General features: G+C 35.6%; 20 protein-coding genes and 1 pseudogene. 6 read left to right on the top strand and 15 right to left on the bottom strand.

Annotated elements, in window-relative coordinates; genetic code table 11:
• Positions 1-32 precede the first annotated feature (32 nt).
• The 11 genes from topA to obgE all read right to left on the bottom strand — a co-directional run bounded on the left by topA (position 33) and on the right by obgE (position 12,621).
• Positions 33-2,111, bottom strand: coding sequence for a type I DNA topoisomerase (gene topA / locus CAT7_RS09515; protein ID WP_007724946.1), 2,079 nt, complete (start codon positions 2,109-2,111; stop codon positions 33-35).
• Between the two features lie 277 nt (positions 2,112-2,388).
• A complete protein-coding gene (gene dprA, locus CAT7_RS09510) occupies positions 2,389-3,258 on the bottom strand; it encodes a DNA-processing protein DprA (protein WP_007724944.1) in 870 nt (289 codons plus the stop codon).
• A 145-nt stretch (positions 3,259-3,403) separates the two neighbouring features.
• Positions 3,404-3,916, bottom strand: coding sequence for an adenine phosphoribosyltransferase (locus CAT7_RS09505; RefSeq protein ID WP_007724940.1), 513 nt, complete (start codon positions 3,914-3,916; stop codon positions 3,404-3,406).
• A 23-nt stretch (positions 3,917-3,939) separates the two neighbouring features.
• Entirely contained in the window at positions 3,940-6,039 is a 2,100-nt protein-coding gene (gene recJ, locus CAT7_RS09500) for a single-stranded-DNA-specific exonuclease RecJ (protein WP_007724936.1), read from the bottom strand.
• Between the two features lie 704 nt (positions 6,040-6,743).
• The gene (locus tag CAT7_RS09495) at positions 6,744-7,040 is read right to left on the bottom strand and encodes a hypothetical protein (RefSeq protein ID WP_007724932.1); all 297 of its coding nucleotides are present in this window, start codon (positions 7,038-7,040) and stop codon (positions 6,744-6,746) included.
• Between the two features lie 186 nt (positions 7,041-7,226).
• The gene (locus CAT7_RS09490) at positions 7,227-8,093 is read right to left on the bottom strand and encodes a DegV family protein (RefSeq protein WP_007724929.1); all 867 of its coding nucleotides are present in this window, start codon (positions 8,091-8,093) and stop codon (positions 7,227-7,229) included.
• A 2-nt stretch (positions 8,094-8,095) separates the two neighbouring features.
• Positions 8,096-8,689 carry a DUF1836 domain-containing protein gene (locus CAT7_RS09485; protein WP_007724925.1) on the bottom strand — a complete coding sequence of 198 codons (594 nt, stop codon included), beginning with the start codon at positions 8,687-8,689 and terminating at the stop codon, positions 8,096-8,098.
• A gap of 181 nt (positions 8,690-8,870) precedes the next feature.
• Complete coding sequence (locus CAT7_RS09480; protein WP_007724923.1) at positions 8,871-9,293, bottom strand: LapA family protein; 423 nt, start codon at positions 9,291-9,293, stop codon at positions 8,871-8,873.
• A 101-nt stretch (positions 9,294-9,394) separates the two neighbouring features.
• Positions 9,395-10,195, bottom strand: coding sequence for an SDR family NAD(P)-dependent oxidoreductase (locus CAT7_RS09475; RefSeq protein ID WP_007724920.1), 801 nt, complete (start codon positions 10,193-10,195; stop codon positions 9,395-9,397).
• Between the two features lie 20 nt (positions 10,196-10,215).
• Positions 10,216-11,154: a ribonuclease Z gene (rnz, locus tag CAT7_RS09470; protein ID WP_007724918.1), complete on the bottom strand. Its 939-nt coding sequence runs from the start codon at positions 11,152-11,154 to the stop codon at positions 10,216-10,218.
• A 159-nt stretch (positions 11,155-11,313) separates the two neighbouring features.
• The gene (gene obgE, locus CAT7_RS09465; RefSeq protein WP_029276011.1) at positions 11,314-12,621 is read right to left on the bottom strand and encodes a GTPase ObgE; all 1,308 of its coding nucleotides are present in this window, start codon (positions 12,619-12,621) and stop codon (positions 11,314-11,316) included.
• A gap of 441 nt (positions 12,622-13,062) precedes the next feature.
• Between obgE and CAT7_RS09460 the strand changes: the two genes are divergently transcribed.
• From CAT7_RS09460 to CAT7_RS09440, 5 genes and pseudogenes are all read left to right on the top strand, one after another.
• Positions 13,063-13,773, top strand: coding sequence for a peptidylprolyl isomerase (locus tag CAT7_RS09460; RefSeq protein ID WP_050771816.1), 711 nt, complete (start codon positions 13,063-13,065; stop codon positions 13,771-13,773).
• 289 nt (positions 13,774-14,062) lie between these two features.
• Positions 14,063-14,815, top strand: a complete 753-nt coding sequence (locus tag CAT7_RS09455; RefSeq protein ID WP_007724909.1) for a DeoR/GlpR family DNA-binding transcription regulator — start codon at positions 14,063-14,065, stop codon at positions 14,813-14,815.
• The gene (gene pfkB, locus CAT7_RS09450; RefSeq protein WP_007724906.1) at positions 14,812-15,729 is read left to right on the top strand and encodes a 1-phosphofructokinase; all 918 of its coding nucleotides are present in this window, start codon (positions 14,812-14,814) and stop codon (positions 15,727-15,729) included. The genes CAT7_RS09455 and pfkB overlap by 4 nt, the downstream gene beginning before the upstream one ends.
• A gap of 16 nt (positions 15,730-15,745) precedes the next feature.
• On the top strand, positions 15,746-17,650 hold the full coding sequence (locus tag CAT7_RS09445) for a PTS fructose transporter subunit IIABC (RefSeq protein WP_007724903.1): 1,905 nt from the start codon (positions 15,746-15,748) through the stop codon (positions 17,648-17,650).
• Between the two features lie 155 nt (positions 17,651-17,805).
• Positions 17,806-18,689: pseudogene (locus tag CAT7_RS09440) on the top strand (cation diffusion facilitator family transporter).
• Between the two features lie 110 nt (positions 18,690-18,799).
• On the opposite strand, the gene CAT7_RS09435 reads toward CAT7_RS09440, so the two are convergent.
• Together CAT7_RS09435 and CAT7_RS09430 are read right to left on the bottom strand one after the other, a co-directional pair.
• The gene (locus CAT7_RS09435; protein ID WP_007724894.1) at positions 18,800-19,525 is read right to left on the bottom strand and encodes an amino acid ABC transporter ATP-binding protein; all 726 of its coding nucleotides are present in this window, start codon (positions 19,523-19,525) and stop codon (positions 18,800-18,802) included.
• Positions 19,518-20,999, bottom strand: a complete 1,482-nt coding sequence (locus tag CAT7_RS09430) for an ABC transporter substrate-binding protein/permease (RefSeq protein ID WP_007724892.1) — start codon at positions 20,997-20,999, stop codon at positions 19,518-19,520. The genes CAT7_RS09435 and CAT7_RS09430 overlap by 8 nt, the downstream gene beginning before the upstream one ends.
• Positions 21,000-21,225: 226 nt before the next feature.
• Here CAT7_RS09430 and CAT7_RS12425 point away from each other — a divergent pair, with 226 nt between their 5' ends.
• Entirely contained in the window at positions 21,226-21,396 is a 171-nt protein-coding gene (locus CAT7_RS12425) for an SPJ_0845 family protein (RefSeq protein WP_007724890.1), read from the top strand.
• Positions 21,397-21,424: 28 nt separating this feature from the next.
• Here CAT7_RS12425 and CAT7_RS09425 read toward each other — a convergent pair whose 3' ends face one another.
• Positions 21,425-21,742: a nucleoside triphosphate pyrophosphohydrolase family protein gene (locus CAT7_RS09425; protein WP_007724887.1), complete on the bottom strand. Its 318-nt coding sequence runs from the start codon at positions 21,740-21,742 to the stop codon at positions 21,425-21,427.
• A gap of 24 nt (positions 21,743-21,766) precedes the next feature.
• Positions 21,767-22,285 (bottom strand): aminotransferase class III-fold pyridoxal phosphate-dependent enzyme, encoded by a 519-nt coding sequence (locus CAT7_RS09420; protein ID WP_007724883.1) that lies wholly within the window; start codon positions 22,283-22,285, stop codon positions 21,767-21,769.
• Between the last annotated feature and the right edge of the window lie 27 nt (positions 22,286-22,312).

The raw sequence follows: 22,312 nt of genomic DNA, 5'->3' as shown, positions 1-22,312 counted from the left end.
TTCACTAGTTTTTCGATCAAGTTTAGTTCAACTTATTTTTGGACTTCTTCTTTGTAATCGCAATGGCTACACACGACTTGTTTGCTGCCTTTTGCTTTTTTCTCTACTAAATAATGATCACATTTCGGACAATTGCGTCCTACAGGTTTATCCCATGAAACAAATTCGCAAGTTGGGTAACGATCACAACCATAGAATAGACGGTTTTTCTTTGATTTTCGTTCAATAACATGGCCTTCACCACATACTGGGCAAGTTACACCTATTTCTTTCACGATTGGTTTTGTATTTCGGCAATCTGGGAAATTACTACATGCATAGAACTTTCCATAACGGCCCAATTTGATCACCATAGGATGACCGCAAAGTTCACAATCAAATCCAGCAGGTTCATCTTTGATTTGAATTTTTTCCATATTTTCTTCAGCTTTTTCGACTTCAATCGCAAATGGCTTATAGAATTGATCAATAACTTTTTCCCATTCTTTGTTGCCTTCTTCAACTTCATCTAAATCCTTTTCCATATCTGCTGTAAAGTGGACATCCACGATATGAGGGAAGAATTCATTGATTAGTCCATTGACGATACCACCTAATTCAGTCACTTCAAAACGTTTGTTTTGTAGTTTAACGTAATACCGCCGTTGAATAGTTTCTAAAGTGGGTGCATAAGTGGAAGGACGACCTACACCATTTTCTTCCAATACGCGAATCAATGTCGATTCTGAAAAACGAGCAGGTGGCTGCGTGAAATGTTGTTTAGGTTCAATATCAATAGATTTAACATTGTCGCCTTTTTCCATAACAGGCAAAATATTTTCTTTGTCTTCTTTACCTTCATCATTTCCTTCGATATATACTTTTTGATAACCAGGGAATTTGATGGTAGATCCATTTGCTCTAAAATAAATATCCTTTTGAGCAATATCAACTTTTATCGTGTCGAATATGGCAGGTGTCATTTGGCTAGCTACCAACCTTGACCAGATAAGATTATATAATTTGTATTGATCTTTTGTCAGATACTTTTCTATTTCTTTTGGTGTCCGCAACACACTCGATGGGCGAATACCTTCATGTGCATCTTGGTCGCCTTCCGCTTTTTTACCTGTCCGCGGTTTAGAAGCAGCATAGTCTGCTCCAAACTCCTTAATGATGTATTCAGCTACTTCATTTTTAGCAGAAAGAGCGATTCGAGTAGAATCGGTCCTCATATAAGTGATCAAACCAACAGTGCCACCTCGACCTAATGAGATGCCTTCATAAAGTTGTTGAGCAACCATCATCGTTTTACGGGTTCTGAAATTTAATTTTCTGGCAGCTTCTTGTTGTAAACTACTTGTCTTAAATGGCAGCGCTGGGTTTCTAATTCTTTCTTTTTTCGTAACAGACATCACTTCAAATTGGTCGCCATCCAATTCTTTGATAATTTTTTGGACATCTTCTGCAGTACCCAAAGCTTTTTTCTTTCCTTTTATGCCGTAAAAATTTGCTTTGAATTTCTTTTTGTCTTTTTTGAAATTGGCTCCGATTGACCAATATTCTTCAGGTTTGAATTGATTGATTTCTTCTTCTCGTTCACAGATCAATTTTAACGCAACCGATTGGACTCTTCCGGCACTTAATCCTTTTTTAACTTTCTTCCATAAAATAGGACTGATAGTGTACCCTACAAGTCGATCCAATATTCTTCGAGCTTGTTGTGAATTCACTAAATCCATATCAATAGAACGCGGTTCTTTAAATGCGTTTTTAACTGCTTCTTTAGTAATTTCATTAAATACAACACGATTTTTGTCTGTTACATCCAATCCTAATAAAAAACTCAAATGCCAAGCAATAGCTTCCCCTTCTCTATCCGGGTCAGCTGCGAGAAAAACTTTTTCAGCTTTTTTTGCATATTTTTTTAATTCCTTGATTAAAGGACCTTTACCTCTAATAGAAATGTACTCAGGTTGGTAATTATTTTCCACGTCAACGGCCATACGACTCTTTGGAAGATCGCGAATATGTCCGAGACTAGCCACCACTTTATAATTTCGACCTAAATATTTTTCAATTGTTTTTGCTTTAGCAGGTGATTCAACAATCACCAGGTATTTATATGCCAATGAAATGCTCCTCTCAAATGAGCGTATTTTTTACTAGTTCAATCATTTTCTAATCGGTAATAGAAATCGTTTATCATCTTATGCCATCTTTAGGTACTTTGTCAACTACCCTTATTTACTTTTCGTTTAAAAAACACCATATAATAGAAGGAAAACAACAGAAATTCCCCTTGAAACCCTTTACTTTTCCGTCCTTAAGCCATTTATATTTACACTACGAAAAAAACTTCAAAAAAACAGTTTAACTGTTTTTTTGAAGTTGATTTTTCCAAGTCTTTTACTTGGTGAACTCTTCTAAAATATGATCAGCCGTCAAGACACATTTTGCTCCATGTAAAATTAAATCATTCGTCCCTTCTGAATAAGGGTTCGTAATGTTTCCAGGTACGGCAAAAACCTCGCGTCCTTCTTGAAGTGCTATGTTTGCCGTAATTAAACTGCCACTACGATACTTAGCTTCAATGACTAGTGTACCTAACGAAAGGCCAGCAATTATGCGATTCCGCATAGGAAAATGTTGTTTTAAAGGCTTCGTTCCTAATGGATATTCTGAGATAAGCAAGTGATTCTTAGCAATTTCCTTTTGTAATTTCTCGTTTTCAAAAGGATAAAACTGATCTAGCCCCGTCCCAATAATAGCAATTGTCCGACCGCCTAGTTCAATTGTCTTTTCATGAACTAGACGGTCGATTCCTTTGGCTAAACCACTTACAGTAGTAATACCGTTAGTAATCAATTCTGGCAACAAAATAGTTAAAGCTTTTTCGCCATAGGAACTCGTTAAACGCGACCCTACAATAGCTAATAATTTTTGATTCAGCAAAGTAAGATCGCCTTGATAAAACAATAGAGCCGGCGGATTGTAAATGTGCTTTAAATATTCTGGATAGCTTTGATCTAAAATGGAGACCCATTTGATGTGTCTCTTCTTGTACTCATTCAAAGCTACTGCTCGATCAACAGCCGCATAACTATCCATAAACAATCTAGTATTTGCAGCATTTAATTGAGCACAAAATGCTAACTCATATGCAGATAAATGAGGGCTATCCATCAAAGATGAAAGCATCCGGATACGGCTTGTAGCACCGATTCCTTTGCATAAAGTTAAGTGAAATAAGGTCTGGTCAAGACTGGTCGATTGCATCTTACACGCTCCTCTTATTGTCATTGTAATATCAGTTGTGATGCTAAAACTAACTTACGCAAATAAACGAAGAACACACTAAAAAACTCTAGAAAAATCAATTTCTAGAGTTTTTTTATTTCGATGTGACAGACAAAGAAGCTTATTAGTACTCCATTAAAGCTAAGATGTCATAACCTTTGATTTTGTCACGTCCATTTAAATCTTTTAATTCAACTAGAAAAGCCGTACCAACAACTTCTCCACCTAATTTTTCAATTAATTCAATCGTTGCAGCAATCGTGCCACCTGTTGCCAATAAGTCATCACAAACAAGAACTTTTTGCCCAGGTTTAATAGCATCTTGATGGATCTGTAACGTATCTTTTCCATATTCTAAACCATACGTTACTTCGATTGTTTCGCGAGGCAATTTGCCTTTTTTACGTGCTGGTGCAAATCCAATACCCATTTCATAAGCTACAGGACATCCTACAATAAATCCACGTGCTTCAGGTCCAACAATCATTTCCACGCCTTTATCTTTTGCATATTTTACAATTTCATTTGTGGCAAAGCGGTAAGCTTCTCCATCAGCCATTAAAGGTGAAATGTCACGAAAGACGATGCCTTTTTCCGGGAAATCTGGGACATCAGCAATATATTTTTTTAAATCCATTGAAACTTTTCCTCCATTCAATTTTAAAGGGTTGCATTTGCTTGTTGTTTCATCCAACTTTCCAACTCAGAAAAGTGACTGTAAACAAAAAAGTTTTCTGATTCAATTTGTTTTAGTCGTTTTTTATAAGTTGTTGTTTGTTCTAACTCTTTTTTCTGAACATCTTTAACGACATTCATAACGCCATCTGTTATTGTAACAAATCCTATCTCTAAAAACACTGAAATAATAAAAATTAAGTTATTTTCTTTTATTTTCAAATGTGTTGCTAATAAAGTTAGTTTATTTCGAACATCAATATCAACATGTGTAGCTATATATTTAAAAACCTGTCCAAATTGATTTCGATTAGGGATTCCGTTTAAATACAACTCTTCACGGCTATAAAAACAAGCAATAATTTTTTCCGGATGATTTGCAATTAGTAATTCTTTGACCCATTCACTATCAGAAGGGCAGTCCACAAAAATTAATTGAGTGGTTTTCATCTCAAACTGATCAATTGCTGCTCCGTCCGTCAAATGATGACTAAAGCTAGTATCTGGTAAAAGATGACCATATTTTTCAAAATTTAGTTGATCAAAAAAGATGAAATCAGCTTGTTCTGTATTGCATAATGCTGCAGGAATTTGCGTGCTTCTTGAATCGAAAACTTGCACACCTTCAATAGCTAAATCTTCTAACATCAACTGTGTTTTGCGTGACCCATTCCATTCATTTATGGCTAGCTTTCCAACAACAGAAACATCTGAATATAAGCCTATTTCATCCGCAACAGAACCAAATTGAAAGCCAATAACATCTAGAAAAGCATTATCTTCAACAAGTTTCATTTTTAAATGAGCTTGATCGCCACCAATACGGCGCACATCCTGCGACTCTACATTTTTGAAGAGAAATAGAGGTTTAAGATTATCTGTTCCAAAAGGAGCCAATCGATTTAGTTCTTCAACAACTTCTACCGTAGCTTCTTGAATCTTCAGTTGACCATCTACTTGTATTTCTTCACCTAATTCTTCTGAAAGCCCTGTTTCAGCAGCATAGTGATTTAGGTTATCTTGAATCAGCGCAATATTTTCTATAGGAACAGTTAATCCAGCAGCCATATGGTGTCCACCAAAAGTAGTGGTCAGTTGACGGACACTATCCAAGGCGTTATACAAATGAAAGGCTGCTATACTTCTGCCAGACCCTTTTGCTAGACCTTTAGCGTTATCAATAGTCATAACAAGAGTTGGTTTGCCAGTTTTGCCCACGATTTTACTCGCAACAATTCCTAACACACCTTCATGCCAACCTTCTTTTGCTAAAACGTATACGTCAGAAGCTGTAGGCAATTTTTCAATCATCTCAAAAGCTTCATTGGTTATTGTAGAAACATATGCTTGCCGCTCAGTGTTTTTTTCTTGTACCAATTGTGCTAAAGCAAGGGCTGTTTCATCATCAAAGGTCGTCAATAATTCCACAGCAGGAGCTGCATCGCCTAAACGTCCTACTGCGTTCAAACGCGGTGCTATGATAAAGCCAATAGTTTCTTCATCAATTTCTTCTCGTTTGATTTTTGCTGATTTGAATAAGGCTGTTAACCCCATCCGTTGAGTATTTTTTAAAACCAATAACCCTTGCTTTACTAGAGCTCTATTTTCATTGGTTAATAAAACGAGGTCGGCTATCGTACCTAATGCGACCAAGTCCAATAACTCAATCGGTATTTCGCCTAATAAAGCCGTTGCTAGTTTGAAGGCTACGCCAACACCCGCTAGTTCTCCAAAAGGATAAGAACCTTTTGGATGCCTTGGATGGATCACTGCATAGGCATCAGGCAATGTGTCTGGCAACTCATGGTGATCTGTAATGATAACATCTATTCCTAAACTTTTTGCCCGGTCAATCGCAGTGTGTCCAGAAACACCGTTGTCGCACGTTAAAATAAGTTGCGTGCCTTGTTCAATTAAGCGTTCAAAAGCTGCTGTATTCGGTCCATATCCATCTGTAAAACGATTGGGAATGTAGTAGTTAACTTCTCCGCCTATCATTTCAATTGTTTCTTTTAAAACGGCCGTACTTGTGACACCATATAGTGATAGGTAATCTTTTGAAGCAATCGCCAGATTTTCCCCCACTCCACACCGTGCGTGAGACTTTCACCTCACACGGCGTTCCATCGTTCTATAAATTGCTTCATAAAACGACTTGAGCCCCTCCCTCAACTGCTTGTTATCACAGCTTCATTGGTACTATGGCTCTACTTTCACTTAGGTAAATTAGCTTATTGTACTCTTACGAGATTTTCGTCTAAACTGTTTCATTTGTCGGTAAAAACATCCACATCCTAAGTTTCATACGTTCCGATTAACTTATCTTGTTCTATAGATCCTTAGGTTTCTTCTATGGGCCGTTGCACTGGATCATCCCTGTAAGATGATAGGGTATTTCATAACGTCAGATTTTTACTCTACCACATGCAATAAGATTAGCTTTTGGCGCAATCTCAGTAGTGCATTTCTACACCATTTACGTATCGACTCGTACATTCGAAGATTCGTCAGCTCCTTTTAGGAACATTCTAACCATAGATCGTTTATAAGACCCCCAGCCTATCAAAAGCGAGATCCACCTCTGGATCTTTTTCGTATAAGAACTTGTCTTATTTACGGCTTTTTTCAGCTGACTTCACCGAGCTTTATACGATTAAATTTTCACCTATTTAAACGCATATCGGAGGATTAGGGAAGCCGTTTCAAGTCGTTACTCTCTCATTCCAGCTTTCAATTAATCAGTTCTCCATGTTTTTAGTTTACTAACAACATGGGCACAAGCTTTTCACTTATGAACGTATCGCACCTGCATCGTAATCGCCATAAATAGTGATTTGTTCCCCTTGCTCAACGGCTTCGGTAATCCGAGATACCGCACGCTCCATGTCATGCATCAAGTAAGGATCATAAATCCATGTTTCATCGGGTTGGATAAACTGCTCGATTTTTTCTTTAGAATCAAGCCCTCTTTGTAAACATAATTCAATAAATAAAGGAGATAAGCTTAAGGCTTTGCTTAAGTCCGTTACTTTTTCATGATCAACTATGGGTTCATTTAATTTCCATTTTGTACGTGATTTCAACAAATTCTATCACTCCTAACTGTATCATTATATCAAAATTAGACCTGTAGTTATAGCTTTAATTCCTCTTACACTATTAGCCAAAATAAAAAATAGGTGATTGCTTATCAAAACGGATAACTGTTTACACACAAAAAAGACTGGAACAATTAGCGTTCCAATCTCTCTTTTTTCTGCTATAGACAATCATTAATCTTCAATAATTTGAACGCCTATTCCAATCAATCCTGGACCCGTATGAACTCCTAAAGCTGGACTGACTTGATCTTCATAGATTTTAATAAAATTCGGCAATTTCTTTTTAAGTTCAACTCGAATATCATCTACTTGAACTTCAGCTGTTTTCCCACCAAAAGCAATCGCTAAATGGTATTTTTTTGCATTACCAGCAAACTCAGAAGCTAAATTAATCGCTCTTTGAATACTCTTTTTATTGCCGCGCACTTTTGCAACCGTGTGGTAAATGCCATTCTCATTACAAGAAATAACGGGTTTTAAGTTTAAAACATTCCCAAGGATAGAGGATACTAACCCAATACGACCACCTTTTTGTAAATACTCTAATGTTGGAACATGGAAAAAGATTTTAGATTTCTTAACGTCATCTAGTAATTTTTCTTTGATAACTTCCCATGCTAAACCTTTTTCAACATAATCAGTAGCTTTGATCGCTAAAAAGCCGCTACCGATACCAATGTTTTTAGTATCTAACGTGAATACTTCTAAATCATCAACATTTTCAGCCATTAAACGCACCATATTATTCGTTCCGCTTAATCCACTTGAAATGGTGATGGCAATCACTTTTTCATAGCCTTCATTTTTAAATTCCTGTAACATTTCACTTATCACTTCACCACTTGGCAAAGATGTTTTAGGAATCTCTTGATCTAAACGATCATAAACATCTTGTGCATGGATATCTACTTTATCAGTATATTCTTTATCTGAATAGATGATTTTTAAAGGAATTACCTTAATGTTTGCTTTTTCAATTGTTTCTAGAGGAACGTCCGATCCCGAATCAACTAAAAACCCTATTTTTTGTGTGTTCATGTTTATTCCTCCAACTTTTTGATTTTAGTTCTTTTCTTTTCTTTTTCCTTGTCTTCCTTTTGTTGTTCTACTAGAGAGAGAACTTTTTCAGTCACAATTTTTGTAGCAACTGCTATGGTAGCCGTTCGAACGATAAAAGTTGACGTATCTGTATCATCTGGCAGCAAGGGTTTCCTATCTACTTGTTTTACATGAGAAGCAATAGCTCTTAAAGCATACTCTTGCTCCGTACAAAACAAGTCATAAGCCTCTCTAATGCCACTTATTGCAGCTTGATGCAGAATTCCCTCTCTTACTTCCGAAATAGTCATCACTTGTTTTAAAATTGAAATAGCAATCAAATATGCTAAATGCCTCTTAGTGTATTTTTTCTTAACCGGAGGAGGAATCAATCCCAGCTTAACATAATTATTAATCATAGAAGAAGTGAGAATTTGTTTTTGATCATTTACTTTAAAAATAGACAAATAGCGTTCAATCAAATTTAAGACTTGATCCATATACAGATCAAAATCAGGTAGTTCTTCCCATCTGGGGAAAGTATACTGGCTTATTTCATTAGACCAAATTAATAAATCTTCTTCAACTTTATGCATATGATCACCTTTTATTCCATTTCTATTAATAATAGTTTAACACAATAGCAAGCACTAGACAATCTAGTTTTGCAAACTAGATTGCCAGATTGAAAAATAATTGTGGCTATTAAGAAAACGAATACATTCTAAATAAAAAAGAAGAATAAACCCTTAAAGTTTGTTCTTCTTTTTTTTGAATTTATAATGATGGATTTTGTTGGTTAGCAGAGTTAACAGTCGATTGAGTCATCCGACTAATCAATTCTTTTTCTAAGCTGTTAATTTTATCTGTCTGTTCACTGATAACAAGATCTTTTTGAGTAAGTTTTTCATCATATTCTGCTCGAGTTTGTGCTATTGCTTCTTCTTTTCTCTTTTCAGCATTCTCTAAGTCTTTTTTTCCTTGCTTTAAATCTTTTTTATTTTTATACGTAGTACCAATAGACATTAGAACAGTTGCTAAAGCACCAATTAATAAAGAACCTAGAATAATCATGATTAAAGGCCAAGCTACTACAGTAAAACCAAAATTAACTGGAACTGAATCAACATTTATAACAGCAAAGAATGCTACGATGACAATAAGAATGATGGCTGCTATCGTCCCCCATTGTTTTTTCATAACTTAAGAATCTCCTTTCACTATGAATTATTTTTTCCCTCTTTAACAGTGCTATTTTAACACACACTTACTAATGAACACTACGGAAATGCTTAACCCTGTTATTTATTATTAAACAAGTTACCCGCCAAATAATCGCCAATTCGAGGAAAAATCGTATAAAACTTCCCAGCAACTTCTAGCAATGCAGGCAGATTTAATTCTCTTCTAGAGGTGCCCATTAAAGCAACGATACGATTAGCTACATCTTCAGCATTTAATACATAACGACCCACTTTGTCTAAATAAGTTCCGCTTTCGTCAGCGATATCAAAAAAGTTTGTTTCAATAGGTCCTGGATTTACAGTTGTCACAAAAATATTCAATGGTTTTAGTTCCAAACGCAAAGCATTTGAATAGCCAATTACTGCAAATTTGCTTGCAGAATAAATGGTTGATTTTGGTGTAGCCATTTTCCCAGCTTGAGAAGCAATATTGATAATATGACCTTGGCGTCTTTCAGCCATTTCAATAGCAACTAGTTGAGTCACATACATTAAACCTAACACATTTACACGAAACATTCTTTCAGCTAGATCCATATCAAAGGTTAACGCTTCTTCAAAGTGTCCAAAACCTGCATTATTTACAAGCACATCTACAACACCAACTGTTTGATAGATTTCTTCGATTACTTTTTTGACTTGTTCAGGATCTGAAACGTCTAAAGAAAATGCATAGGCTTTTTTACCTGAATGTTCTTCACAAGTCGCCTTGACTTTTAAAAGCATGTCTTCTCTTCTAGCACTGACTATTACCACAGCACCTTTTTTTGCAGCTTCATAAGCTATTTTTTCTCCTAAACCAGTTGAAGCACCAGTAATAAAAACTACTTTATCATTAAGTGTATCGAAATTTTTCATAATAAGCTCCTTTAGTTGATTTATTTATCCGTTCTAATAAGCGGGATATCGATTTCATCAAAATCATTTACAATTCGCGTATTCGGGAAAACTTTTTTAGCTTCTTTTTCTAATAAATAAACATCTTTACCTAAATAACGAGCACTAATATGGGTTAACAATAACTTGTCGACACCCGCTTCTTTAGCTACTTGCGCCGCATCTATATTGGTAGAATGGTTATAATCTCTTGCCATTTTTTGATTCGCACCATCAAATGTACTTTCATGTACTAAAACTGAGGCATTTTTAGCAAGCAATACATTGTTTTCTGTTTTTTTTGTGTCGCCAAGAATGGTAACAATTCGGCCTTTTTGAGTTTCTCCAATAAAATCTTGTCCATTGAATACTCGTCCGTCTTCTAGGGTAATCGTTTTTCCTTGTTTTAGCTTTCCAAATAACGGACCAAAAGGTATTCCAGCTTCTTTTAACTTATCTGCTTGCAACATTCCTTGATGATCAGCTTCTTCAATCCGGTAACCAAAAGATTGGATGCCGTGTTTTAACTTACCACAACTTACCTTAAAGTGTGAGTCTTCAAATAGAATCCCATCTTCTACTATTTCGTGAAAGTTTAAAGAATACTTTAACGCTGTTCCAGATGTTTTTAGGCAAGTTAGCACATAATTTTTAATGCCAACAGGGCCATAGATGGTCAACGGTCCGTCCCCACCTTGAAAAGAGCGACTGCTTAAAAAACCAGGCAATCCAAAAATGTGATCTCCATGTAAATGAGTAATAAAAATCTTGTCTACTTTACGCGGTTTTAAAGTCGTGTGCAGTATTTGTTGTTGTGTCGCTTCTCCACAATCAAAAAGCCAAATTGTGTTGCGTTCTTCCAATAATTTTAAAGCAATACTGGTTACATTCCGATGTTTAGCCGGAACACCTGCACCTGTTCCTAAAAATAATAATTCCATTTCATCCTATCCTAACCGTTTAAGTATCAATCGTACGATAAAAAAAACCGTATTCATCTATGCTCTATATTTTAACAAATATTTCCCAAATAAGCGATAATGGGATAAATAAAAAAAAGCCAAGCAATCGATGAGTTGATTGCTTGGCTAAATTACTCTCTATTCAACAAATTCAAATTCGTATTTCATGATGCGGACTAAGTCGCCATCTTTAGCGCCACGTACGCGCATTTCTTCGTCTATTCCCATCGTTCTTAATTGACGGGCAAATCTTAAGACAGATGCATCATGATCAAAGTTCGTCATCTTGAATAATTTTTCAAGTTTCTCTCCACTCAATACCCATGTAGCATCAGGGTCTCTTGTAATTTCGTATCCTTTTTCTTCAGCAGTATGTTTATATAAAACAGTATCTTCTTCTTGATCCAATTCATATAACGGAAACTCTGAAGTTACATCTAGCACATCAGCTGTAGCATTCAATAAGTTTTGTGTTCCTTGATGTGTGATAGCTGAGATAGCAAAAATTTGAAGATCTTCTTCGTATTCGTCTTTTTTTAGCGCTTGTAATTTTTCTTTAAACGAAATTAAATTTTCTTCTGCTTCAGGCATGTCCATTTTATTGGCAACAATAATTTGAGGACGCTCCATCAAACGAAGATTGTGTGTTTCCAATTCTTTATTGATAGCTACGTAATCATCAAATGGATCGCGGCCTTCACTTCCACTCATATCTATAACATGTAAGATTACACGAGTGCGTTCAATATGACGCAAAAATTGTGTTCCCAGACCGATTCCTTGTGAAGCTCCTTCAATTAAGCCAGGCAAGTCGGCCATAACAAAACTACGTCCGTCTGGCGTTTGAACCATTCCTAAATTTGGTACTAATGTTGTAAAATGATAAGCGCCAATTTTAGGACGAGCAGCAGATACGACTGAAAGGATAGTCGATTTTCCAACAGATGGGAAACCAACTAAACCTACATCAGCTAATACCTTTAATTCCATATCAATTTTATATTCTTCTCCTGGTTCACCGTTTTCGGCGATTTCTGGAGCTGGATTTCTAGGAGTAGCGAAACGGCTATTGCCTCGACCACCTCGACCACCTTTAGCAACAACAAGACTGTGTCCATGATGCACTAAATCGCCTAAAAGTTTTCCAGTTTCTGCTTCTTTAATAGTTGTGCCAGGCGGAACTTTAATAACGTTGTCCCCTGCTCCTCGGCCATGCATGTTTTTACTCATGCCATTTTCACCGTGCTCTGCTTTAAAATGACGGTTAAATCGAAAATCCATTAATGTACGTAAACCTTCGTCTACGATAAAAACGACATCTCCACCTTTACCACCATCTCCACCAGCAGGGCCACCATCTGGTACGAATTTTTCGCGACGGAAAGCAACCATTCCGTTACCACCATCACCAGCTTTTACATTGATTGTTACTTGATCTAAAAACATTGACATTTTTATTTTCCTCCTCATTTTTAAGTGTATGAGATTTAGTTATTTTCTAGGTTACACAATGGATCTGGCGCATCATCTTAATATTACATTTGTTCCAAGATGTAAACAAGAAAGCCAATTATCACATATCCTCTAAAAATGAAATACGCTCAGTATACCCAATTTTAGTCCATTATCTATTGTACGTTTATTTTATGTATTTGTCTATTTTAAATGAGGATATTGTCACTTTTCTTACGGATAAAACAAAAAAACAGCCTGTTTTTTTCAATTACACTCATTGTTCCATCATTTCATTTTAACTATTTAATTCTTTTCTCATTTGTAGTATAATTTACAGGGAACTTTTTTATTCTTAAGCGAGTTCGCTTAAATATTATAAGGACGTGTAATGTGAAAAGAAAGAAAAGCTATATTATTGGAATTACCTTGTTCATGATTGCAATAGGGCTAATGATTTTCGGAGTCCACTCGTTGTCACAGAGTACCGGAGCAAGCTTCACAACAATGTTTTCCCCAGCAAGCTCACTGACTCAATCAACAGATCTAGCTGAAGAAAATATTGATTTTCCTCAGTTAACTAAAGAAGTGAACGAAAATGAGATAGAAATTAAAATCGCCACTACATTTGGTACAATACGAGCTAAAGTCTTCCCAGATTTAGCGCCAAAAGCCGTTGAAAATTTTATTACTCATAGCAAAGATGGCTATTATGATGAGACGACTTTTCACCGTATCTTATCAAACTTTATGATTCAAGGTGGTGATCCCAAAGGAGACGGTACTGGCGGCGAAAGTATTTGGGGTGAACCGTTTGAAACAGAAATTTCGTCTCAATTATTCCATATCCGTGGAGCCCTTGCTATGGCTAAAACAAATGCACCTGTTTCAATAGGAAGCCAATTTTATATCGTTCAAAACCCATCAGATGTCAGTAAATTGGCGAATCCATCAACTACACCAACTAAAATAATGGAGGCTTATGCATCTGGCGGTTATCCTTCCCTGGACCAAAATTACACCGTTTTTGGGCAAGTAATTGAAGGCATGAATGTTGTTGATGAGATAAGTAACGTTAAAACGGATTCGCTTGGGAAACCTTTGAAAGAAGTTAAAATCGAATCTATTGAAGTAATAGAACGTTAATATCAAAAATGCAGAATAGGAAAGAAATCATGTTGATTTCTTTCCTATTTTTGTATAATCAATTCCTTAAATTCCAACTAATTTATTTACGGAAATTAAAATTGGTCTACTATCTTTTTACACTAATGGAAAGAACAACTGTTTTTATAAGACTATCTGGTATACGTCACCCATTACTTTAAGGTTTGTTATTTTTTAAAATAAAGCGATTAAAAAATCATGAAATCGGTTTATATTTGATTGCTTTTGACTGTTTTTGGTGGTAAAGTAACGATATTGGAGGGATAAAATGATTACTGAAGAACGATACAACTTCATAATAGAAAAATTAAATCATTATGGAGTGATCAAGTCCCAAGAACTCATGTTAGAAATGAATTGTTCAGAGTCCACTATTCGACGTGATTTAGCTTTATTGGAAGAACAAGGAAAGCTTGTACGTGTGCACGGCGGCGCTAAAAGAGTTTACACTGTTGAAAAAGAACAAACACTTACAGAAAAATCAATCAAAAACGTTCAAAACAAAAAAAATATCGCAAAATTAGCTGCTTCTTTTGTCGAAGATGGAGATACTATTTTTTTGGATGCAGGATCAACTACATTTTTCATGGTTCCGTTTTTAAAAGAAAAAAGTATTCATATCGTAACAAATGCGGTGCAACATGCTCTTCTTCTTTCAGAACAAAATAATGACGTGTTACTAATTGGCGGAAAGTTAAAAAATACTACTCAAGCTATCATTGGAACTACTAGCATAGAACAATTATCACGTTATCGCTTCAATAAAGCTTTTTTAGGAATGAACGGGATTGATAAAGATTATGGGTTTACTACCCCAGATCCAGAAGAAGCTGCGGTCAAACAACAGGCTTTTAAGAACAGTTCAAAAGCATATGTTTTAGCTGATGAAACAAAATTTAATAAAGTTACTTTTGTAAAAGTCTGTAATATTGATGATGCATTAATCATTACAGATCATCTAACGGCTAAAAAATATGGAAGTTATTATACTACAACAACAATATTGGAGGCAAAATCATGATTTATACAGTAACGCTAAATCCATCAATTGACTACATTGTCCATGTCTCTGCTGTTCAATTAGGTGCATTAAATCGCATGGATAGAGATATCAAACTTCCCGGTGGTAAAGGTATTAACGTTTCTCGTGTGTTAAACCATATCGGCCAACCTTCTACTGCTTTAGGTTTTCTAGGTGGTTTTACTGGGAATTTCATTTCTGATTGGTTAGAAAAAGAAGGTGTGCATACTCAATTTGTTTCTATTAAAGGAGATACGCGCATCAATGTTAAATTAAAATCTGACACTGAAACAGAATTAAATGCTCAAGGTCCCTTAATTGAAAATGCTGAAGTTGAGCAATTAATGCAACAAATCGATTTATTAACTGCTCAAGATATTGTTATTCTCTCTGGAAACAAACCTCCTTCTCTGCCGGAAGATTTTTATCAAAATTTGATTGCGAAAGTTATTTCAAAACAAGCCAATTTTGTGATTGATACGACTGGAACAGAATTAATGAACGCTTTAGTGCATAAACCTTTGTTAGTAAAACCCAATCACCATGAGTTAGCTGATCTTTTCGGGACAACTTTCGAATCCGTTGAGGATGCAATCCCTTATGGGAAAAAACTGGTTGCTTTAGGCGCTAAACATGCACTCGTCTCAATGGCTGGTGATGGAGCTTTATTCTTTACAGGCGAAAAAGTTTATCAGGCTACTGTTCCTAAAGGCATCGTGAAAAATTCTGTCGGTGCTGGTGATTCTATGATTGCTGGTTTCATTGGAGCTCTTGTTGACACTAAAGACCCTCTAATAGCTTTCAAAAAAAGTGTCGCTACCGGAAGTGCAACAGCTTTTTCTGATGATTTAGCAACACGTTCTGAAATAGACGCGTTATTAGAAGAAGTTATACTAACAGAAATAACTTTATAAAATAGGAGGAAAAACAATGAATATTAATGATTTATTAATCAAAGAAGTCATGATTATGGATTTAAAATCAACAACTAAAGAAGGCGTTATTGATGAAATGGTTGCGAGTTTAAAAGCAAATAACCGTATTAACGATGCTGATCTATTCAAAGAAGGCATTATGCACCGTGAATCACTTACTTCTACAGGTTTAGGCGATGGAATTGCAATGCCACACGCTAAAACAACCGCGGTAAATGAAGCAACTGTTTTATTTGCTAAAAGTACAAATGGCGTTGATTACAATTCTTTAGATGGACAACCGGCGTTCCTATTCTTTATGATTGCGGCTCCAGAAGGCGCAAATGACACACATTTACAAGCATTGGCAAACCTATCTCGCCTATTGATCCATCCTGATTTCGTTTTATCTTTAAAAGAATCTAAAACACCTGAAGAAGTTCGCTCACTTTTTGCAGCTGCTCAAGACGTACAAGAAAAAGAAGCTGCCGCTGAACTAGAAGCAACTAAAGCTCCAAAATTAAATCAAGATGTTAAAAAACCATTTGTGATTGCAGTAACGGCTTGTCCGACAGGTATTGCGCACACTTACATGGCTGAGGATGCATTAAAGAAAAAAGCCGCTGAAATGGGCGTTGAGATTAAAGTAGAAACGAACGGTTCTGACGGTATCAAAAACCGTTTAACTGCTGAAGATATCAAAAGAGCTGATGGAGTTATCATAGCTGCTGACAAAAAAGTTGAATTAGCTCGTTTTGATGGAAAACCAATGTTGCAACGTCCAGTTAGTGACGGCATTCGTAAAACGGAAGAATTGATTACTAAAGCTATGAATAAACAAGCTCCTATCTACTCATCAGAAGGACAAAAAGACGAGTCTGTTGATAATGAAGAGTCTGGTTCATGGGTTAATCGTGTCTATAAAGATTTAATGAATGGAATCTCAACTATGCTACCTTTTGTTATCGGTGGCGGAATATTAATGGCTATTTCTTTCTTAGTAGAAAGCTTTTTAGGTGATTCTAATGCCCTCTTCTTATTCTTGAATACTGTTGGATCGAACGCCTTTAATTTCTTAATTCCTATTTTAGCTGGTTATATTGCTTTGAGTATTGCTGATCGCCCTGGTCTAATGCCTGGTATGGTTGGTGGATTGCTTGCTGTGAATAGTAACGCCGGTTTCCTTGGCGGCCTTGCAGCTGGTTTCATAGCTGGGTATACAGTTCTAGCTTTGAAAAAAGCCTTAAAAGGATTACCACAATCACTTAATGGTTTAAAAGCTATTCTCTTCTACCCAATTCTTGGATTATTAGTTACTGGTGCTCTTATGTTCTTTATTGTTGGACCTATCTTCGCCACAATTAATCTTGCAATGATTACTTTCTTAGAAAACTTAGGTACAGCTAACGCAGTCATTTTAGGTGCGTTATTAGGTGGAATGATGGCTATTGATATGGGTGGTCCCTTCAATAAAGCAGCTTATGCCTTTTCAATTGGAATTTTCACAGATTCTGGTGATGGTGCTTTGATGGCTGCAGTAATGGCCGGTGGTATGGTTCCACCTCTAGCAATTGCTTTAGCTAGCACTTTCTTTAAAAACAAATTTAATGAAGATGAAAGAAAATCGGCTCTTACAAATTATGTAATGGGACTATCATTTATTACTGAAGGAGCTATTCCTTTTGCAGCTGCTGATCCTCTTCGCACAATTGGCTCTTCTGTTATTGGAGCAGCGATTGCTGGTGGCTTAACTCAATTATGGGGTATTACAATTCCTGCACCACATGGTGGTATTTTCGTTGTAGCTCTTTCAAATCACTGGTTCCTATTTTTAGTAGCACTAATCATCGGAACAATTGTTTCAGCTGTTATTCTTGGTCTTTGGAGAAAACCTGTTACAACTGAAGGATTGCTTAAATAGAAAAATAAGGTTACTTAAGGCTGAGGTTAGGACAAAATATCCTAATCTCAGCCTTTTTGTATCTAATTGAAAACTAATTGCTATTCTTCTTAAGTTTAGGTAAAATAGATTCTATTACTTAATTTCAAGTTGAAGGGACGTCGAACGTTTTGACGATGATAAAAGATCGTTATGAAGAACTAAAAATTGCTGAGCGTGGAGCAGTACTCAGTATTGTGACTTATCTTTTTATTGCGACACTTAAATTAACGATTGCTAACTATTCTGGCTCAAGTGCTTTACGAGCAGATGGATTGAACAATACAACAGATACCATTGCTTCAATCGCTGTCCTTATTGGATTGCGCTTGGCAAGAAGACCTCCTGATGACGATCACCCGTATGGCCATTGGAAAGCTGAAACCGTTGCAAGCATGGTCACTTCTTTCATTATGTTAGCGGTTGGACTAGAAGTTCTTATCTCTGCAGTGGAACATTTTTTGCTCATGAAAGGAACTCCCATGATTTAGTTGCAGGTTATGCTGGCTTATTTTCAAGTATTATCTTGCTAGGGGTTTATTTGTACAATAGCAAGTTAGCAAAAAAACAAAAAAGTCAGGCATTAAAAGCCGCTTCGAAAGATACTTTCAATGATAGTTTAATCAGTTTTTCAACTGCTATAGCCATATTTGCTTCTAATTTTAATATGGCCTGGATTGATAGTGTAATGGCAATTATTGTTTCATTGATTATATTAAAAACTGCATTTGAAATTTTCAGAGAAAGCGCATTTGAATTGTCTGATGGCTTTAACGAAGAAGACTTAAAAAAATACCAACAAACCATTCTAACATTACCTGAAGTTTTAGAAGTTGCATCGATTAAGGCCAGAACCTATGGAACCATTATCCATGTCGATGTTGTGATAAAAACCGATCCTGAAATGACTGTTAAAAGAAGCCACGAATTAACGGAGCAGGTTGAAATTCTATTAGCAGCTGATTTTGAAGTTTTTGATACAAAAGTTCATGTTGAACCAAGTACTATGACTATCGGCTAAAAACCTCTTGTGACTGATGTAGTGATTAATAAAAAAAGGATCTACGCCATTTATTTAGCGTAGATCCTTTTTTACGTTTCTTATTGATCAAATAGCTTAACACTAAATTATTACAGTATTTTAGCTAAAAAATCTTGAGTTCTTTCATGTTGCGGGTTATTAAATAGTTCTTCAGGTTTACCTTCTTCAACAATATAGCCGCCATCCATAAAAATCACACGATCAGCTACTTCTTTCGCAAAGCCCATTTCATGAGTCACAACTACCATGGTCATACCCACATCAGCTAAATCTTGCATAACTTTTAAGACTTCTCCTACCATTTCAGGATCTAAAGCAGACGTTGGTTCATCAAACAGCATCACCGCCGGATTCATAGCTAAAGCACGAGCGATGGCTACCCTTTGCTGTTGTCCACCTGATAAACTAGCAGGATAAGCATCGGCTTTGTCAGATAGTCCAACTTGTTCTAATAATTTAATTGCACTGGCCGTTGCTTCTTGATCTGATAGTCCTTTTACTTTTACAGGAGAAACTTTCAAATTTTCTAGAACAGTCATATGAGGAAATAAGTTAAAACTTTGAAAAACCATACCCATTTTTTCTCGCAATTGATTTATTTTCGTTTCATTTAGACCAGTTAAAGCCGTTCCTTCAAAAATTACTTCTCCACTTGTTGGTGTTTCTAATAAGTTTAAACAACGAAGTAATGTACTTTTTCCTGATCCAGAAGGGCCAATAATAACCACTACTTCACCTTTTTTTACTTCTTGATTGATATCTGTTAAGACTTCATTAGTGCCAAACGATTTTTTTAAATGATCTATTTTAATCATGATTCATCTTCCCTTCATAATGATTTAATAACTTAGTTAAACTAAATGTTAAGATAAAGTAGATAATCATCGTCACAACTAAAGGAGCGATTCCTCTATATGAAACGGATGTTACTACTCTTGTTTGGAAAATTAAATCACTAACCCCAATTATTGAGACAATCGAACTTTCTTTAATCACTGTGATAAATTCATTTCCTAATGCTGGCCAAATATTTTTAAGTGCTTGTGGGAAAATGATTTGACGCATCGCGATTTTTTTACTCATACCTAAACTTCTAGCAGCTTCAGATTGACCTTTTGGCACTGAATTTAAACCAGAACGGATGATTTCACAAATGTAAGCTGCACTGTTTAACGACACAGCAATGATTCCGGATGCTAATGCTGGAATGTTGACTAAATAACCAACAGCAAAATAGATAAACATTACTTGGATCATCATTGGCGTTCCACGTACAAATTCAACATAAGCTGTAGCTACGAAATGGACGATTTTATTCTTACTCATTCTCATAAATGATAAAACTACCCCTAGTATTGAACCAAAAAAGACACTTACAACTGAAATAAGAATCGTATATCCGGTACCTTTTAAGAAATAATTCCAATAATTCAAAATACTGTTGCTTTCAGCTGATTCTTCTTCTGTCCCACCTTGTGCCTCTTGTAAATGGGTTCCAGCTTCTTCTAGATAATCAGAAATTAAATCTTGTTCACTGATTTCTGTTAAAGAAGAATTCACAGCTGCTACTAAAGATTGTGTATCTTTTTTAAACGCGATTGCACTACCTTGTTCGCCTTCTTCTAATTGAAATCCACCATCAAATGTTAGGATTTGGTTATCATTTCCTACATATGCTTCTGCACTAGGTTTTTCCATTAGCACAGCTTCAACTTTATTTGTCTTTAAAGCTAAAAGCAAATCGGTCGTTTTTGTTAAACTCAATATTTCTGAATCCGGCATTTGCTCTTGAGCGAGTGTTTCTTGTAAAGAACCTGTTTGAACGCCAACTTTCAAGCCTTTTAAATCAGCCGTACTTTTATATATTTCTTTGTCGGCTTCTCTTACAACAATATTTTGTCCTCCTGTATAATATACCTCAGAGAAATCCACACTTTGTTTACGTTCTTCAGTAGGGCTCATACCCGAAATAACCATATCGACTTTTTCTGATTCTAATGCCGGTAACAAACTATCAAAACCGATATCCTCGATTTTTAATTCGACTCCTAAATCTTCGGCAATTTTTTGAGCAATTGATATATCCATTCCGACAATGGTATCTTTTCCATTCACTGTACTGTGAAATTCATATGGTGGAAAATCAGCACTCGTACCTATTACCAAAGTTCCTTTTTCTTGAATATCTTCTAATGCCGTATCAGCAGCAAATACTGTTTCAACGGGTATAAAAAAACTAAAAACAGCAATTAAACTCAATACAACTAAATATAATGATTTCTTTATCATAATTTTTCCTCTTTTCTACAATCTTCTACTTTTAACTTATAAATTATCATAACAGATAAAGGATATTTATACAATATATTTTAAAAATATTTACTTTTTTTCACTTTAATACTACTTTTATACATATATATATGTATATATTAGTTTGAGCCGGAAATTATATAAAAACATTGTTTTATTTCAAATTTGGGATTACTATAAGGATACAAGAAAAAGGAGGCTGATTATGGGACTAATTCATAAATCAGAAACAAGCTTAGATGAGTTGTTTAGTAAATTTGCTATCGACCCCGAAGATGAACTTGATTTTTCTAAATCTGAAAAGGACTTGCCTTTAGATGAAGACGAAAAAACTAATTCTTTAGAAAAAAAAACTAAAAAAAGAAACGTTAAATGATAATCATCATTCAACGTTTCTTTTTTTGTTAGTCCATTCGCTTACGACTGCGTTCTTCAGAAAAGCCATCTGGATAACGTTTTTTTAGTTTTTCAATATTTTGTATTGCTGCTTCTTCAAAAGGAATGTCAGCCCATTCCGCAATTTGAGAGAGATACCATAAAACGTCTCCAAGTTCTTTAGTTAGTTCTTTTTTATCTAAATCATGACCATGGAAAGTATATTTTTTAACTAAATCAACCAATTCACCGGCTTCACTCGCAACGCCTAAAGCACAATTAGTCAAGACTTGTTCGTTTCCATATAAAGTACGATTGGCTAGCTTTTGATATTCATTAAATTCCATTTGAAAATAACTCCTTTAGTCTTTCTATTCTAAATTTTTCAATGCTTTAAAACTAGCTTCCATAGCATCTAAGGTTTGTTCAATGTCCTCAATAGTATGAGAAGTAGATAAGAAAATTCCTTCGAATTGAGAAGGAGGTAGTAAGATACCATGATTGATCATTTGTTTATAATAATCGGCAAAAAATTGTGTATCACTTGCTTTACTTTGCTCATAGTTGGTTACGGGTCCGTCATTAAAGAATAACCCTATCATACTTCCAGCTCGATTGATTGTAATAGGAACATCATATAGAGCACTTAATGAAAGGATGCCTTTTTCTAATGCATCGCCTAAAGACTCAAAATGATCATAATCTTTTTCCGTTAATTGAGATAATGTAGCAATGCCTGCAGACATCGCAATAGGGTTACCAGATAAGGTACCTGCTTGATAGACACTGCCCGCTGGTGCAATATGTTCCATTATGTCTCTTCTGCCACCATAGGCTCCTACTGGAACCCCTCCACCAATCACTTTGCCTAAACAAGTTATATCGGGCATACATTATAGTACCCTTGTGCGCTGTAG

Origin of the sequence: Carnobacterium sp. AT7 (genome assembly GCF_000171855.1) — a bacterium.
Classification (GTDB): Bacteria; Bacillota; Bacilli; order Lactobacillales; family Carnobacteriaceae; genus Carnobacterium_B; species Carnobacterium_B jeotgali.
The sequence above is the reverse complement of the archived record's forward strand: the minus strand, read 5'-3'. Positions and strand labels throughout refer to the sequence as shown.